The organism is Methanoregula sp. (assembly GCF_052325125.1).
In the GTDB taxonomy this organism is placed as follows: domain Archaea; phylum Halobacteriota; class Methanomicrobia; order Methanomicrobiales; family Methanospirillaceae; genus Methanoregula.
The window spans coordinates 106,351-122,396 of record NZ_JBKQWO010000017.1 but is presented as its reverse complement, the minus strand read 5'-3'; the positions used below and the strand labels follow the sequence as shown (position 1 = coordinate 122,396).

Below are 16,046 nucleotides of genomic sequence, written 5' to 3'. Positions count from 1 at the left end.
AATGTTATGAATCCCCGGGAACTCGGTGAAACGCTGAAGAAATTTGACCTGATGGTCAAAGATCAACCTTCAGCGAACGGAGAATTACTCCGATGAAAGTGATGACGATTCTGGGCACGCGCCCTGAACTTATCCGCCTGAGCAGGATCATCGGGAAACTGGATGCGCATTGCACTCACATCCTGGTTCATACCGGGCAGAATTTCGATAAAAATCTAAAAGATATTTTTTTTGAAGATCTCAATATACGAACTCCGGATTACTTCCTCAATGTCCGGGGTGAAACAGCCGGGGAACAGATTGCACAGATCCTTACCCGGACTGAAGAGGTAATCCAAAAAGAACGTCCGGATCGCGTCCTGCTGCTGGGGGATACCAACAGCAGTCTCTCGGCCATCATCGCGAAACGCAGGGGGATTCCTGTTTTCCATATGGAAGCCGGAAACCGTTGTTATGACGACCGGGTTCCGGAAGAAGTGAACCGCAGAATTATCGATCACGCAAGCGATATCCTGATGCCCTATACAGAACGCAGCCGGGCAAACCTGATCCGGGAGGGAATACCCGGCGAACGGATCTTTGTTTCGGGAAACCCGATTCTTGAAGTGATCAATTACTATTCTGACCGGATCAGCCGTTCGGATGTACTCGAACGTCTCAATATAGAAAAGAACCGGTTTTTCCTGGTGACCCTTCACCGCTCTGAAAATGTTGATCTGCCTGACCGGCTCAGGGAGGTCGTTGCGGCCCTCGCCGCCCTCGGCAGGCAGTACGGTATGCCGGTCATCTGCAGCCTTCATCCCCGTACCCGGGATAAGATCCGGCAGTTCAATATCGAAACAGATAAGGAAGTTATCCGGTTTTATGAGCCGTTTGGCTTCTTTGATTTTATCCGGCTCGAACAGGATGCCTGTTGTGTCTTAAGCGACAGCGGGACGGTCCAGGAGGAGTGCTGTCTGTTCCACGTTCCCAATGTCACGATCCGGGATGTGACCGAACGGCCTGAAACCCTTGAATGCGGCAGTAACATGCTCGCAGGGGTGGACCAGGAAACGATTCTCCGGTGTGTACGCCTGGCCCTCTCAACACCCCCGGTATGGGTTGCACCCCGGGAATATCTCGATGAGCACGTCAGCAGTACAGTCCTTAATATCCTTCTTTCGCATCACCCGGTGCAGAACAAAACCGGCAGCATGTGAAACCCGGCATCATGAAAAACGGTGACAGGGAATTTCAGCGGATGGCCAACCGGCCTGAATGCCCGGGATCCGCCGATGACCGGACGAGTGGGGTAAGATGAAACCGGAATGCGAGATCAGGCATTCAGGGAAGGATATAGAAAGTCGGGGAGATGCGTAAAAAGTGAAAATTGCCGTTGTTACCCCTGCATACCCCCCGCACCAGGGAGGGCTGGAAGTCGTAACAGAACTCCTCGTGGAAGCGCTCAGGGAGCGTGGAAACACGGTAGATGTATACTGCCCGCGGGAAATCAGGCATTCCTGGAGTGTGTTCGGCGGCGCAGATCTTGTCAGGGATATTCAGATAGCCCCGGATATCTTCCATGTCCAGCAATGCGATCTCTCCGTGAGATATGCATCACTTCTGAAAAAGAAATATCCCCATGTCCCTGTTGTTACCACGATTCACGGTATGTTCCGGGTAGATCCGTTCGGGTATTGCAGGATCCGGTTATCCCCGAAGGAACCCGCTCGCCAGCTCCTGCGGATGGTACCTGGGAAATACTATGAGGCAGAATCTGTACGCGCATCGGATTACGTGATTACCGTCTCAAAAGATCTGGAGCGCGTATGCAAGGAAATAAGAAAGGATTCTCATGTCGTTACCATCCCGAACGGGATAGACCTGCGGCAGTTCCCGCAAAAAGAGTTTGTGCCGGCGGGTTCGGGGTCCCCGGTTATTCTTTGCTCCGGGAGGATATATGTCGAGAAAGGACAGGTGTTTTTGGTCGAAGCATTGCCCAAAATACTGGAACATGTTCATGCTTCAGTTTATTTTGTCGGAGATAAAGAACCGGAATATTTCAGAAAAATCGTCGATCGCGCAACTGAAAACAACACAATAAAGAATATTTTTTTTATGGGATCCCAAAAGTATACTGACATGCCGGGTATTTACCGGAGGGCAGATATTGTTGTCGCACCGTCACTCAATGAGACCTTCGGTATGGCCATCCTTGAAAATATGGCTATAGGAAATGTCGTGGTTGCCTCGGATGTGGGTGGCATTCCAAAACTGATAGATGATGGCGTAAACGGGCTGCTGGTCGAACCGCAGAACCCGGACGCGCTTGCAGGGGCAATTATACGCGGCCTTACCGACGTGGAACTGCGCCATAAAATCTGGGAGAACGCCCCCCGGAAAGCGGCGGTGTTTGACATACAAAAAACAGCAGAGAACGTCGAGAAAATATACCGGAGTGTTATATGAAGCCGCTCGTTTCTGTCGTGATTCCGGCGTATAATGCGGAGAAGTGGATTCCTGATACACTAGGCTCGGTATTCAACCAGAGTTATTCAGATATCGAACTGGTTGTAGTAGACGATTGCAGTACCGACAAAACGTGGGAAATTCTCCAGGAAACAAAACGAACGGTTCCCGGCAATATCAAATCGTTTGTGATATACCGGAACGATAAAAATTTCAAGGAGTGCATAACCTCGCGGAAAGGATTTTCTTTATCCACCGGAGATTATATCTGCCGTCTTTCAGCAGATGACATGTTTGTCTCGCGGCACCATTTAAAAGATCAGGTGGAAATAATGGAAAAAACGGGATCAGACTGGTGCTACAACTCTGTCAACACAACAGGAGAGCACCCGTCAAAAGCAACGGTGAATGGATCGTCGTGGTTCCCGGTTCCCCGGTGGTTCCATTATAATTTTTTGCAGTGCCTTGATAATTTCATACTGTCGCATCCCTACCTTGCATTTCTGGTTATCCTCTTCAGGAATCCTGTGAACAGCAGCACGTTTATGATCCGGGCAGGTTCATACCGGAAGTACGTGCAATGGTCCGACAGGCACTGGACGGACTGCGACAGTCTTCTCCTTATGAAACTTTTGCTCTGTAAAACGCGGGGTATTGCCATTCCTGAGATCGGCGCTTTTTATCGTGTCCACCCCGGGCAGGGGTCGCGCAGTCCGGAGTACCGGAAGGAAGTAATGAACATAAGAAAGGAAGTGGTCGATTCTGTCCAGAATGAAAATTACCCGCTTTGGTTTAAAAAGGCAAGCAGGATGATCATGAAAGTAAAATACGGACACTAGATAAACGCGTTGCGGGGGGGGGTGCCCGCAATAATCCTGATCCGGGACTAAGGGGCCCCTATCGCTAACCGATGCGGGAAATTCGGCTCTGCAGAAATCATTTAATTCCTTACCTTGACGTTCTTTGGGGCTCCGGCAGTTATGCCTCCGCCCCCGCCGCTCGGGCATCCCCCGTTTGCGATAGTGCTAATTACCTGTACAAAAAAATGCAGGGATTTTCTGTACAGATAATACCGAGACAGCATACTGCACTCTGTTCCCATCAGGGAGACAAAGTGGCGCGAAGTGAGGGCCCTCGTCTTTTAAAAAAAGGTTTTCAACAGAGCCGGAAATTCTTTCATTTTTATGCAACGAATGCTTCAATGAGCCGGCGATTTTTTTTCCTGCATCGGTGAAACCCGCAAGAGAAGATAAAGGGTCTTTTAATCCCAAAACGGGTCGGCATTCGGGCTGCGGACAAACATCCTTACCCTTGGTGTTCATTTCTTATTCATGAGGGCTTCCCCGCATTTCGGGATAGTTATAACAGTATCTCCCCGGTTTTTCCTGAACTCATTGTGCAGCTGCATACCTGCGGGAGACCTATCAGGATTCACTCTTATGTATCCCGCGTGGGCGGGTCCCTTTTTAAAACCGTTTCATAAACTCTGAGAAGATCTTCTGCAATGAAATCCCAGCGGTAACGTTGTGCATATTCAAGGATTTTTGCGGTATCCCACGAGCGCTCCAGTCCGCGCAGGATGGCACCGGCGAGTGATTCCGCATTCCCGGGATCACACAGGATCCCAAGATCCTCGGAAATAATGACCTCCCCGCTTCCTGCATTCCTCGCAGCAACAACGGGCGTTCCGCAGGCAAGTGCTTCGATCTGGACAATCCCGAAACTTTCCTGGAGACTGGGCAGGACAAACACATCCGCGCTGTTCATCCAGCGGACAATCTGGTCCTCTGCCAGGAACCCGGGGAGGAAAACATATTTTTCCAGCCCTTTTTGCTGGATCTGGTTCATAAGGCTGTTTTTTTCCGGGCCTGAACCCCCGATATAACAAATGACCGATGGATCTTTCTTTATCACCTGCTTCATGGCACCGATGAGATAGGAAAAACCCTTGCGTTCAATCAGAGGCGCGAGCCCAAAAACAATTTTGCTGTGGGCGGGGAGGTTAAGGAACCTCCTGCATTCCTGCTTATCCATCGGGTGAAACTCCGGGCCGAATCCGTTGGGGACAAATATCGTGCGGTTATTGTACTGTGACAGGACGGGGATTTCCTGTTTATTCACCCGGATCAGCACATCACAGTTCCTCCACGTCCTGACTAACAAAGGCTGATCCATATGGATCTCTTCATCAAGCCAGGCTGAATCTTCATGGATTGTCGCAATGACAGGGACGTGGAATTCCTCCTTGAGCCGGACTGCAATATACGCAGATGGCCAGGTAAAATGGGCATGGATAAGATCAAACCTGATATTCTTTTTACGGATCAACTGACGAATTGCATGGTACCGTGAGTCAAATCTCATTTTCTGCCTGTTGGTTAAAAAGGGGATCCGCCAGTTCCGGGGCAGGAAAAAACACCGCGGGAAATACACGTTCACATTGTCGTACTGGTAATCAGAGCAGTAGCGATCGCTTGGATTCAACCCAAAACAAAACGGTACCGGGCATATGACAACAATTTTTTTGAAAAATGGTTTGAGCGGCTCCAGCTGGTTTTTTACAAAACTCGAACCTATATAACGATGGTGCTCATCGGGGAAGTCCGGGGTAAGCACAAGCAATGTCAGGTCCCGGGTCCCGCATTCTTTTGTATCGGGTGAAATCTTGCTGGGGATTGCAATCGCTCCGGATCGTTTGTTGTTTCTCCGGTACTTCAGCTTTGCAGAATGAAAAATCCTGCGCTGATTTCAGGTTTAAACCGGCAAAATTGGCAATTTTGATAATTCAACTCTCTTCGCTGGATATTTCCATCAGGTCCGGCAAGGTAGCAGGCGCACCGGATCAGATGATTCAGGAGGTTTTCGAAAAGGATATGCGAACGTATCCAATGACCCGGTTATCCTGTATTACCTCCCTCATCAGGATGATAACTCCCGGGAGCTATAGGCCCGTCATCGCACAGCTCAGAGGGTGAGATCGGGAGGACATGCACGGTTCTCTTTCATCAACTCTCTATCACCAGGTGGTTTTGCAATTTGTAAATAAAACCGGGGATTTTTCCAGATCCCTTTTAGATTTGATAAACTCCGTGCCGCGTATTTATTACTACCTTTTCCGGGGAATTCTTCAGGTATGAACAATGGCATGGAAAGTGGCCATTATCTTCTCCGCGATCTGCGGGCCGGTGAGACCGTTTTGTCCAAGCAGGTATTGATAATCCCCGGTTTTTTGGAAGCAGTCGGGGATCCCGATTCTCATGAGTCGTGGAGCAGCGGAAAGTCCGCTGAGATATTCTGCCACGGCACCCCCAAGGCCGCCAATCACCGAGTGCTCTTCTACGGTCACCGCGAGTCTTGAATGAACGCATATGTCATTAATTATCGATGTATCAAGCGGTTTTATCGTGTGCATGTTGATAACCGAAGCAGATATACCATTCTCCTTCTCTAGGATATCTGCGGCAACAAGGGATTCGTGCACCATGGTACCGGTTGCAATGATCGAAATATCCGTCCCTCTCCTTAACAGTACCGCTTTCCCGAATTCGAACAGATATTCTTCGGTATACACGATTGGGTTATTCAGCGTCCCGCTCAGGCGGATATACACCGGTCCATGGTATTCTGCCGCCTCCCTGATGACCTTTGTGGTTTCTGTCCCGTCCGCAGGGGAAACCACCATGAGCCCGGGGATTGCCCGCATCAGGGCGATGTCTTCAATACCATAATGGGTATTCCCCGACATCCCCATTGCAAGACCGCTGCCCGTCCCAATGACTTTGACACCAAATCCCATGTACCCCAGCTGGATCCGGATTTGCTCATACGCCCGCATCGCGAGGAAGTTGGCATAGGTCGTGACAAAAACGTTTTTCCCTTCCTTTGCCATCCCTGCAGCGATACCCACCATATTCTGCTCTGCGATCCCGATATTCAGAAACTTTTCCGGGAATTTTTCTTTGAACCGGGTGAGTCCGGTCAGGGTGGTCAGGTCTGCAGTCAGTACCATTAATTCTTTATCGTGTGCTGCAATCTCCTCAATCGCGAGTGCAAAGGATCCTCTCTGTCCCAGTTTTGAGTACATCCGGGCCATGAGTGAAAAGGAAGCGGCCATCAGTTTCCGCTCCGGAGTTCTGCGACAGCAGTCTCATATTGTTTCTGTGACAGGCTGGAGTGGTGCCACTCCTTTTTATTCTCCATAAAGGAAACCCCTTTGCCTTTTATGGTATGGGCAATGACAACGTGGGGCTTTGGTTCGGACGAGTCCGTACAGGATTGGAACGCCTCATAGAGCGCCTGTACATCATGGCCATCGACTTCAACCGCATCCCAGCCGAAGCTTTCCCATTTTGCCTTCATAGGGTCCATATTCATGATTTCAGAGCAGCACCCGTCATATTGCAGATCGTTTCTGTCTACGATTGCAATGAGGTTTGACAGATGAAACTGAGAAGCAGACATGGCCGCCTCCCAGACTGCCCCCTCGTTGCATTCCCCATCCCCGAGAAGGACGTACGTATGGTACGATTTCGTTCGCGTTTTCCCGGCGAGTGCGATGCCGACCCCGAATGAGAGTCCCATGCCAAGGCTGCCGCTGGAGCATTCAATGCCTTTTTTTACGTTCATTACCGGATGACCGGGTAAGAATTCCCCGTTCATTTCGAATTTTTTCAGGTCCTCCACCGGAAAAAATCCGGCTTCGGCAAGAGCTGTATAATATGCAAGGACACCATGCCCTTTGCTGGGAATAAACCGGTCCCGATCTTCCCAGTCCGGGTTTTTGGGATCCAGACGCAGTACACCTCCATAGAGCGTTGCCATAATTTCGATCATCGAGAGGCCTCCGCCAAGGTGCGCACCATTTGCACCGGCAGAAAACGCCATCGTTAAGGCATGCTCCCGCATTCTTTCTGCCATTTTTTTGATAGAACTGACTGCGTTTTCCATCATTTTCACCGCGATACCCGCCGCATTTACAGGCCCCCGTCTGCCCGGATAACCTGGCCCGTAATATACGATGACATGTCCGATGCCAGGAATAATGCAACGTTTGCTATCTCGGCAGGAGTGCCCCGCCTTTTCATGCTGCATTGCTGCATGAACCGCGCCATCACATCGTCAGCCATGGTTTCGATCATATCGGTTTCAATTATTCCCGGCGCTATTGCATTTACCCGGATATGTGCGTACGAGAGTTCGCGGGAGAGTTTTCTGGTCGCCCCGATCAGGGCTGCCTTGCTGCATACATATTCAAGCTGCCCCGGTTCGCCATCCAGGCCGGCTATGGAGGCGATGTTGATGATACTCCCCGAGCTTTGCCTTGTCATTGCTTTTAACATGTACTGCGTGATGAGCAAAGGCGCAAAAAAGTTCACCTCAAAAACGTCGTCTATCGTTTTGATCGGTGTGAGCTGGAACAAGGCATTTTTAGAAACCATTCCCGCGTTGTTCACTACAATGTCAACCGGTCCTTTTGATGCGAGAATCTCCTTCATCGCACGGGTGACCTGATCCCGGTCGGCCAGATCAAAGGTTACCGGCGAGATCCGGACCGAGTACCGGGTGGAGAGCTCTTCCGTATCCCTGAGATACGATTCCGGGGCGGTTCTGCTGCATGCCCAGATGTCCGCCCCATTCTGAGCGAAAACCTCAAGGATGCTTCTTCCGATCCCGCGCGAACACCCTGTGATAACTGCCGTTTTTCCCTGAAGTAACATCATAGTCCCGTACCGGATTTTTGAAAGATGCGATAGGAAATTCCTGGAATCACCAGGACAATCCCAATTTTTTTTAAACCCTGTGGTTCACCTGCTTGCATCCGAAAAGGATCGGATTAAAGGTATATATCGTTACGTAATAATCTGTCTCACCGTAATCTGCCGCTCTCGTTTTACCGCTTTGATTTATTCTGGTTGCGTAGATAACCCTGCCCATAGAGCAAAAGACCTCTTCATTTAGTTCTCTCTCAGAACAACCCACCGGACAAGCCGGTTAAGGGTCATGATACCATCCCATGGCAGGGTAAAGTCATGCATGGTGCCGGGGATGACAATCCGGTCTGCACCCCGTGAAGTGACCTGCCGGGCAAATGACTCCCTCTTTGCTGGATCAGGGATCCCGATTGAGATCGCCTGGATCTTATGGTTCACGAGAGGGATAATCTCGTCCACCGAATTGATCTCTTTTGTAAAAATGCATTTTCCCTGGATCGGCTCTTCGAGACGGATCTCCTGATTGAGAAGAATGGTCCAGCCCAGGTCCTTTGGGGAAATGCAGTTTGCATTGTCCGAAAGGAGATACGTGGCCCGGGCATTGATGATCATTGCAGACAGGCCGGTCGGGATCTCCTGGACGCGGAGCGCTGGAGGCAATCGTTCGAATGCTTCGCCCAGCCATGATGCGATCTCCTCCACCGGATACCGGCTTTTCTCCAGGAACAGGACGTGTGGGGAAGAACAGGCCATCTGGTTGAACACAGCCACATCCCGGACGAACAGGTCGAGGGATTTCCTAAAGCCCTCCGATTCGATGTACTCCCGGTCGAATACGGCAAAAGAATATTTCGGGCCAAAGATAATAGTCTCGCAGTGATCCCGTGAGGGCAGCCTCGCTATCGCGCGGACTGCCTCGCTTCCCCCAAAGATGATCCGGCAGTCTGCAGTAAGGGAGAACTTTTCACTTGCATCCGCTGATTTGCCCTCGAAGGTCACAAGGGCGATTGCCCCGAGGATGCTTTTTCCCGTATAGGTCCTGCCCTCGTAGTCCACGGAAATTGCGGGCAGTTCATTGAGGAGAGAAAGGATCAGCGGGACATATTCTTTGGGCATCTTCGCTATGCTGCCGTTCTTTGAAAGGACTGCCTGGGTGATGGAAAAGAATCCCAGCGTCGGCATATTTGCCGCGATCCAGTGGCACACGATCCCCCGGGGCTGTGCCATCATCTGGAAATGGGATCCGGTTGCGCAGAACCCGTCCAGATACCTCTTATCGGTATAGTTAACCTGGCAGATCCGGTCGAGATTCTCGCGGCGCAGCCACAACGAAATATAGCTGACCCCGGGAATAGTGTTGATCTCAGGATTTTTCAGGATGTTTTTCCCCAGATGATCGAGAATTTTTATGATCGCATCAATCGGCAGCGCAGCCAGGGTCTCCCTGCCTTTGGTGACATCCTGTACGATCTCATCAAAATCCTTACAGGATCGTGTCTCAAATTTGCCGCCGGCAAGGTAAGAGGTGATCATTTCAGCGCGACTCCCGGAACGTATCGCCGCACCCGCGCACCTCGGCTTTCTCCACCCGTGAGACAAACCGGAAATATCTGCCTTTGCGCCCGCACGGGCAGTCGTCTACCCCGACAAGCATGCCGAGATCCTCGGTCAGGACCGCCTGATCGTAATAACTGTCTGCAAGAATACTCATTACCTCGATCAGCCCGGTGTTTCCGGGACTGCAGGGTTCAAGCGTGAACGGATCCCGGATGATGACCTGCGAAAATGCGGGCACATGCTTGTTGCCGCACGCGCAATCGACAAAAATGATGCCGGTCTGCTCGGCCATCCCGTAAAAATCCAGGATATTTTCCGTTTCGGTACCAAATAGTTCCGCAATCGTCCCGGAAAATGTTTCCTTTGAGACGGCGAGGTCTTTCATTTTCTTCCACCCGCCCCCGTGGAACAGCGTGAACTTGTCAAAGGAGAACCGGATCCCCTCTTTTTTGAGCTGCTCGTAAAAAACAGTCCAGATAATATACGTGAACCCGAACGCATACACCTCTTTATGCGAATAATTCTCGATAATATCCCGGATGACCGGCATGTTCAGGGTCAGCCGCCCCTCTTCTTCCCTGAGCAGGTAAAAGGTTTTTTTCGCATAGATACTCAGGCCCCGGACCCCGGCAGTGCGTGCTGAAAAGGCCATCTCCGGCTTGTTGATCCCTTCGTGATCGACGACAAGGAAGATCTTCCGGTTTTTCCCCAGGTAGTCCGAGAGGATGGCCTTGAGGGCCTTTATCTGGTTTAAGGTGGTGGATTTGTCCAGCGGGATCCTGCTGGGAGAAGCGCCGGTTGTTCCGCTGGACTGGAGGACTTTTGCGACTGCGTTTTCCGGGCAGGTCCGGAGATCGAAATGCTTGAACATCTGGACCGGGATAAAAGGCACGTCTTCCGGTTGCCGGAGAGCATCGATATCGATCTGCAATTTTGAAAAATAATGTTCAATGTGCCGGTTATTGCCCCGGGCGTCCTTCAGCTGCTCCCTGAATATCGGCATGAGATCCTCGTTTTTCTGCCGGTCATCCAGGGTGTACGGATCAAGGGCGAGGAGCGCATCCCTTGCCCCGGTCTCCTGAGGCCCGGCATGGCAGCAGTTTTCACTCATTTCTCATGTGCTCCTTTTAGTTCCTGCCGTTCAGAACGCAGGGATGCGGCAATGGCCTGTTTATCCACTTTATCGGATGCATTGAGCGGGAATTCCTTTATAAAGTATAGTGATCTTGGGACCTTGTACGACGGAAGGTGCTGCCTGCACTGCGTGAGAATCTTTTCTTTTAATGACACTTCCGGGACATCGCCCGGCTGGACAACGGCAACTACAGCCTCACCCATGATGTCGTCCGGCAGGCCCAGTACCACGCAGCCGCTGACGCAGTCGAGGGAGCAGATGAACTCTTCGATCTCGTTGGGGGATATGCGGTACCCTCCGGATTTAATGATGTTCTTTGCCCGGCCGATGATAAAGATATACCCGTCGTCATCCACTGTGGCGAGGTCCCCGGTAAAGAGCCTGCCGTCTTTTATAACGCCCTGTGTCCCTTCAGGATCCCCGTAGTACCCTTTCATGATATTGCTGCCGCGTGCGGTGATCTCGCCGGTCTCTCCGGGTTTTACCGGGTCTCCATTTTCGTTGAACACTTCGAGAATAACGCCGGGAATGCCCTTTCCGATGGAGCCCAGCCTGGCAAGCACCAGCGCCGGCGGGAGGTAGGACATCCGGGCCGTTGCCTCCGTCGCCCCGTACATCACAAAGAACTGTTTCTCCGGGAACGCTTCTGCAATCTGTCGGATGTACTTGTTGGGCAGCTGCCCGCCAGCCTGCTGCATATAACGGAGGGTCGGGAGTTTCTCCCTGAGAAACGGGGTCTTATTGACCAGGATCTGGTAGGTACTGGGGACTCCGGCAAAACCGGTGCAGGAAAAAGTGTTGATGTCCCGGAGAGCCCCTGCGAGAAAAATATTGGTGGAGAGGACAATGCTCCCGCTGGCCCGGAGATGGGTATGCAGCAGGGATGCCCCGTAGCAGTAAAAGAACGGGAGGGTGGCGCAGATCCGGTCCTCCTTCGTGAGGCCGAGGTACTGTACGATCGATTCCGTATTGGCGCACAGGTTCCGGTGGGTCAGCATGACCCCTTTCTTTGCCCCGGTGCTCCCGGAGGTGAAGATGACAACGGCAACATCATCGTCATTGACCGCAGGACTTTCGTATTTTTTTGCCGGGGTGGGAGCCGGGAGGTGATCCTTGGTGAAGACTGAACCGGCGTCCGGGATCTTTGACCGGTATTTTTTCTGGACAAACACTGCCCCGATACGGCACTCGCGAAAGATGGATGCCAGCTGTTCGTCCGCGATCTGCGTCTCAACCAGCAGGGCCGTATTCCCGCTCTTTATGATGGCAAGATAAGCGATGATGAAAAAAGGGGTGTTCTCAGAGAGTAAAAGACACTCTTTTCCCCGGCCCAGGGATTCCGCCAGATCACCGGCGAGAGCATCAACCTGTGAGATGAGATCCCTGTAGGTGAGGGCGCCATCCCGGGACAGGATAGACTCTTTATCCTGATCCTGAAGGTTTTCAAAGAGATAATCGACGAAATTCATAACCGGTTACGTGAGATATTTATGAAGAATTTCCCTGACCTTCCCGTAATTTTCCATTGCGATGATATCGTCCATGTCGATCTCGATGCCAAATCTCTCCTCAAACATGGCCACCATCTGGAGATGTTTTAAGGAGTCCCACTGCGCGCAGGAGTTATACGCCAGCGTATCGGTAACTTCCTCCACCGGGATTCCCAGAACCTCGCAAAAAATATTTTTTATTGTATTCTCATCGAACGATGCCATGTCAAGCCTCTCGTATAATGACGCAAAATGCCAGTGCCATTCCTGAACTGTGCGACAAACTAAGAGTTATACGCAATTTTTCGCTGCAATCGGTATTAATCCTGACGCAGGGGACACCACGTTCGTTGTTTATAATCTCGATCGCCGGGTAGAAGATATGGGTGATATTCAGGCTGGAGAGAGCTTTTATCACGGCCTCTTTTCCTGCGAACCGTGCGGCGAGATGCGGTGCCGGGGCATCTTTTGACAGGCAGTACTGCAGCTCTTCTCGCGTGAAATTCTTTTCAAGAAATGCAGTCAGTGCCCGGTCACGGTGGTTTTCGAACCGCCGGACCTCTTCTAAATCTGTTCCAATGCCAATGTCCTGCATGGATTTCCTGACCTCAGATTCCCGTATCCGGATAAGGAGCGAATCCTGCTTTTTTGAAAAAATGCGGCATTAATGTCACATCCCCCGGATTACCTTCCTGAACCGTTTCCGATCAATTGCATAATTATCTTTGACGACTTTATTGTCCTCCATATCCCGGGTGACCTTGGATCCGATGGTAATATAGCTGTTGTTCCCGATTCCGATCTGATGGTCAAGGGTAACATTCGGGCCTAGCCATGTGTCGTTACCGACAAGAACGCATTCTCCTATGGTTACTCCGGCGCATATCAGGCACCGTTTTCCGATCGTGGTTCCCTGTCCGATAGCGTTGAGATTGTCCAGTTTTGCCTGTTCCCCGATCTCGGTGTACCCCTTGAAGATCGCGCGGTCGATCCGGTTGTTTGCATGAATGTCCACTTCGCGATGAAGGCGCACTCCTCCAGAAGGGCGAATCACGGGAAAATTCATCGCACCACGGGGTGGTAAAGGGAAGCTTCCGATGATGCTGTTGGATCGTACGATGGATCCTTCATCGATAATGGTCTGTTCACTGATGACCACATTTTTTTCGATCACAACATCTCTTCCAAGAGAGACACTGTGCACAGAAATGACTGCGCTTGGATGGATTTTTGCCGAAGGGGATATCTGGTTGGGAAATGGCTGGAGGACGAATTCAGGATACTGCACCAGTACAGACTGGAGAGCGTAAAATGCATTTCGGGGATCCGGATCCGACGCAGTACTGACATTTTGAGGGATCTTAGAAACCAATTCCGGTATCGTAATTACACAGGAAATGGAAGGATTGTCCACAATTTTTTTTATATCGGCCTCCCGGGTTGCATATACTAACTGCTGCGGGTAATGCGAGAACAGGCTTCCCAGCGATGAAAACTGGCCATCACGGATAATTCTCGTTGTTTCCGGCAGGAAATCTGCAAATCTCATAAGAATTCACCAGTCATCATAGCTCTCACGAAATTTTTCCGAAGTGAAGAATCTAAAAAAAAAAAGATCCTCTTACGGCCCTTTTAGCTCGCGGGTTACGATTGTGTAATCCGGAATAACCATGCCATCAGACAGCGATATGCCATCGCTTATGGAACAGCGCCTTCCAATCTTTACGCGATCACCAATCTTTGTATAACCTCCGATCATCGTTTCATCCATTACCGTCACATCACGCCCGATTTTTATTCCATGACCTACCTGGACTGCAGTCATGATATCGGATGAATCACCTATTTCGGTATATTCCGAAAAAGAGCTTTTATCGACACAGGCACGGGGGCCGATACGAACATTGTCGTGAATGATAACCCCGCCCAGGTGGGCAACCGGAATGATCTCCCCTGCAAGCCTTCTTAATTCAAATCCTTCAGATCCGATAACAGCTCCCTCACCGATAGTTACATGGTTCCCGATAATGGTATTTTTTTCAACGACCACCTTTTTTTCAATAACGCACGAGTCGCCGATAATTACCCGGTCATAGTCAATTATTGCAGTCGGGTGAATCACATTTCCCGTTCCAAGGGATCCGGCCTTTACCCGTTGACACAGACGGGTTTTTGGGGCAAGGTAATTAAAAAATTTCAAGCCGGTTTTCATAGTGTATTGCATGACTGAGGTATGCATGAGCCAGGAATCTGCCACGTCGGCACTTTTTAATTTATAGAAAATTTTTTGCAGGATCATGAGAATAATACCGTTGTTGTCTTCGTGTTCAGCCTGATATCGATATAACCTTTTCCCGGGTTTGATTCTGTATTTACTGTTATTTGTCTGTTGTCAGGATTGTGCATCCTCAATGTTAATGGAGGCAAAGAACCGTCAGGAATACTATCAGTAGAAATAGTGAGCCTGTCGTTCTCATTTTTACAGGTTATCCTGATCTCTCTCCGGGCCCGGAACCACCCCGCCACCTCCCCCGCAATCGTCACCCACGCGCCGTCAGCCTTCGCGCGTTTCACCAGCGCCGCGTACATCCCGGACCAGTCCCGGGGCGGCGTCAGGTTCTCGTAGTGCCAGAGAATCGTCACCGCCCCGCCATATTTTCGGGCATAATCAAAGATGCGGTCGCAGTACATGCGTGCTGTATGTTCATCGAGGTGCAGGCACGGCGTTTTTATCCAGCCGCTGTCCGTGGGTGCCCAGCAGAATTTCCCAAAGAGTCCGAGGTCCTGAATGTGGAGGGGAAGTTCCAGCAGGTTCTCTGCCTCACGCGGCCGGTAAACCTGCAGTGTCCCGGCCCGGAACCCGGCATCGTCATTGTACCCGAATGTCGTGTCGTAAGAATATCCCGCTTCATCAAGCTTTTTCCAGCTGTTCTCGTCAAAGAGAAGCCAGTGCGTCCGGTTGCCGGGCATCTTACCCTCAAGGTCAAGTGCCGCTATTTCCAGTTTCCCGAGTTCGGCATCCGTCCAGTTGTCGATGCCGTGGACGCCCGTTTCCCAACCGTCCTTTTTCAGGTCGTGAATCAGATCCGCCTTTTCCTTGATGTCATACCCGACTGCCCGGTACGGGTGCGCCCGCATGCCCGGGTCGTCTTTCTTCGGGATAAAGAAGAACGTGGAGCGCACACCCAGCTGATCTTCAAAAGTTTTCCAGCGGCCAAAGAGCGACCAGGGATCGTTTCCAACCCCGATGCGGGCAAGCCCGAGCCGGAATCCTTCAGGAACATCGCCATGCGCCACGCACTGGTATGCGGCGTATCCTGCGGTGACCCACCGGCATTCTTTCACTGAAGTGAGATCCACATCATGGGTGAGGGCCACCATGTAGGAATACCCCCACGGGACGGGCGGGATCTCCACGAGCACGGTATATTTTTTCAGTTCCTGCCGGAGCGCGTCGATCTGGATATCGCATAATGGTTCATGCAGGTGCGTCTGGCCGGTATTAAGCACATCGCTGATTTTTTTGAAAAAATCATTGGACGTAAGATCGATGAGATTACCGGTCCATTCCCGTACATCGGCTTTTCGCGCAATGACCACATCGTACTGCCGGCCCGGCTCGTACCACTCCCACGGCACCTTGAGGAGCTGGAAGGTCTCCTCCACAGCATAGCGGTCAGGATAGCGGACACCGATGCTCATGGC

At 51.1% G+C, this 16,046-nt stretch carries 16 protein-coding genes; 3 read left to right on the top strand and 13 right to left on the bottom strand.

All coding sequences use genetic code 11. The features are described from left to right. The first annotated feature begins 92 nt into the window (after positions 1–92). From wecB to ACLQMU_RS04490, 3 genes are all read left to right on the top strand, one after another. Positions 93–1,199: a non-hydrolyzing UDP-N-acetylglucosamine 2-epimerase gene (wecB, locus tag ACLQMU_RS04500; RefSeq protein ID WP_443673570.1), complete on the top strand. Its 1,107-nt coding sequence runs from the start codon at positions 93–95 to the stop codon at positions 1,197–1,199. Positions 1,200–1,362: 163 nt separating this feature from the next. Next, on the top strand, positions 1,363–2,448 hold the full coding sequence (locus tag ACLQMU_RS04495) for a glycosyltransferase family 4 protein (RefSeq protein ID WP_422149524.1): 1,086 nt from the start codon (positions 1,363–1,365) through the stop codon (positions 2,446–2,448). Next, positions 2,445–3,287 (top strand): glycosyltransferase family 2 protein, encoded by an 843-nt coding sequence (locus ACLQMU_RS04490; RefSeq protein WP_422149523.1) that lies wholly within the window; start codon positions 2,445–2,447, stop codon positions 3,285–3,287. Before ACLQMU_RS04495 ends, ACLQMU_RS04490 begins: the two co-directional genes overlap by 4 nt. A 186-nt stretch (positions 3,288–3,473) precedes the next feature. Here ACLQMU_RS04490 and ACLQMU_RS04485 read toward each other — a convergent pair whose 3' ends face one another. The 13 genes from ACLQMU_RS04485 to ACLQMU_RS04425 all read right to left on the bottom strand — a co-directional run bounded on the left by ACLQMU_RS04485 (position 3,474) and on the right by ACLQMU_RS04425 (position 16,043). Further along, entirely contained in the window at positions 3,474–3,770 is a 297-nt protein-coding gene (locus ACLQMU_RS04485; RefSeq protein WP_422149522.1) for a hypothetical protein, read from the bottom strand. Between the two features lie 115 nt (positions 3,771–3,885). Beyond that, positions 3,886–4,881 carry a glycosyltransferase gene (locus tag ACLQMU_RS04480; protein ID WP_443673572.1) on the bottom strand — a complete coding sequence of 332 codons (996 nt, stop codon included), beginning with the start codon at positions 4,879–4,881 and terminating at the stop codon, positions 3,886–3,888. Positions 4,882–5,575: 694 nt separating this feature from the next. Next, positions 5,576–6,562, bottom strand: a complete 987-nt coding sequence (locus tag ACLQMU_RS04475) for a transketolase family protein (RefSeq protein WP_422149184.1) — start codon at positions 6,560–6,562, stop codon at positions 5,576–5,578. Further along, a complete protein-coding gene (locus tag ACLQMU_RS04470; protein WP_424039910.1) occupies positions 6,562–7,398 on the bottom strand; it encodes a transketolase in 837 nt (278 codons plus the stop codon). Before ACLQMU_RS04470 ends, ACLQMU_RS04475 begins: the two co-directional genes overlap by 1 nt. Before the next feature lie 23 nt (positions 7,399–7,421). Then, positions 7,422–8,168 carry an SDR family NAD(P)-dependent oxidoreductase gene (locus ACLQMU_RS04465; protein ID WP_422149186.1) on the bottom strand — a complete coding sequence of 249 codons (747 nt, stop codon included), beginning with the start codon at positions 8,166–8,168 and terminating at the stop codon, positions 7,422–7,424. Positions 8,169–8,402: 234 nt separating this feature from the next. Then, positions 8,403–9,692 (bottom strand): acyl-CoA reductase, encoded by a 1,290-nt coding sequence (locus ACLQMU_RS04460; RefSeq protein ID WP_422149187.1) that lies wholly within the window; start codon positions 9,690–9,692, stop codon positions 8,403–8,405. A 1-nt stretch (position 9,693) separates the two neighbouring features. Further along, positions 9,694–10,827, bottom strand: coding sequence for a LuxE/PaaK family acyltransferase (locus ACLQMU_RS04455; protein ID WP_422149188.1), 1,134 nt, complete (start codon positions 10,825–10,827; stop codon positions 9,694–9,696). Beyond that, on the bottom strand, positions 10,824–12,320 hold the full coding sequence (locus tag ACLQMU_RS04450) for a class I adenylate-forming enzyme family protein (RefSeq protein ID WP_443673569.1): 1,497 nt from the start codon (positions 12,318–12,320) through the stop codon (positions 10,824–10,826). Before ACLQMU_RS04450 ends, ACLQMU_RS04455 begins: the two co-directional genes overlap by 4 nt. Before the next feature lie 6 nt (positions 12,321–12,326). Continuing rightward, entirely contained in the window at positions 12,327–12,566 is a 240-nt protein-coding gene (locus tag ACLQMU_RS04445) for an acyl carrier protein (RefSeq protein ID WP_443673568.1), read from the bottom strand. Between the two features lies 1 nt (position 12,567). Continuing rightward, positions 12,568–12,936, bottom strand: a complete 369-nt coding sequence (locus ACLQMU_RS04440; protein ID WP_443673567.1) for a holo-ACP synthase — start codon at positions 12,934–12,936, stop codon at positions 12,568–12,570. Between the two features lie 75 nt (positions 12,937–13,011). Then, positions 13,012–13,890 carry a hypothetical protein gene (locus ACLQMU_RS04435; RefSeq protein ID WP_443673566.1) on the bottom strand — a complete coding sequence of 293 codons (879 nt, stop codon included), beginning with the start codon at positions 13,888–13,890 and terminating at the stop codon, positions 13,012–13,014. Positions 13,891–13,962: 72 nt separating this feature from the next. Beyond that, a complete protein-coding gene (locus ACLQMU_RS04430; RefSeq protein WP_443673571.1) occupies positions 13,963–14,553 on the bottom strand; it encodes a DapH/DapD/GlmU-related protein in 591 nt (196 codons plus the stop codon). Between the two features lie 83 nt (positions 14,554–14,636). After that, on the bottom strand, positions 14,637–16,043 hold the full coding sequence (locus ACLQMU_RS04425) for a polysaccharide deacetylase family protein (protein WP_443673565.1): 1,407 nt from the start codon (positions 16,041–16,043) through the stop codon (positions 14,637–14,639). Between the last annotated feature and the right edge of the window lie 3 nt (positions 16,044–16,046).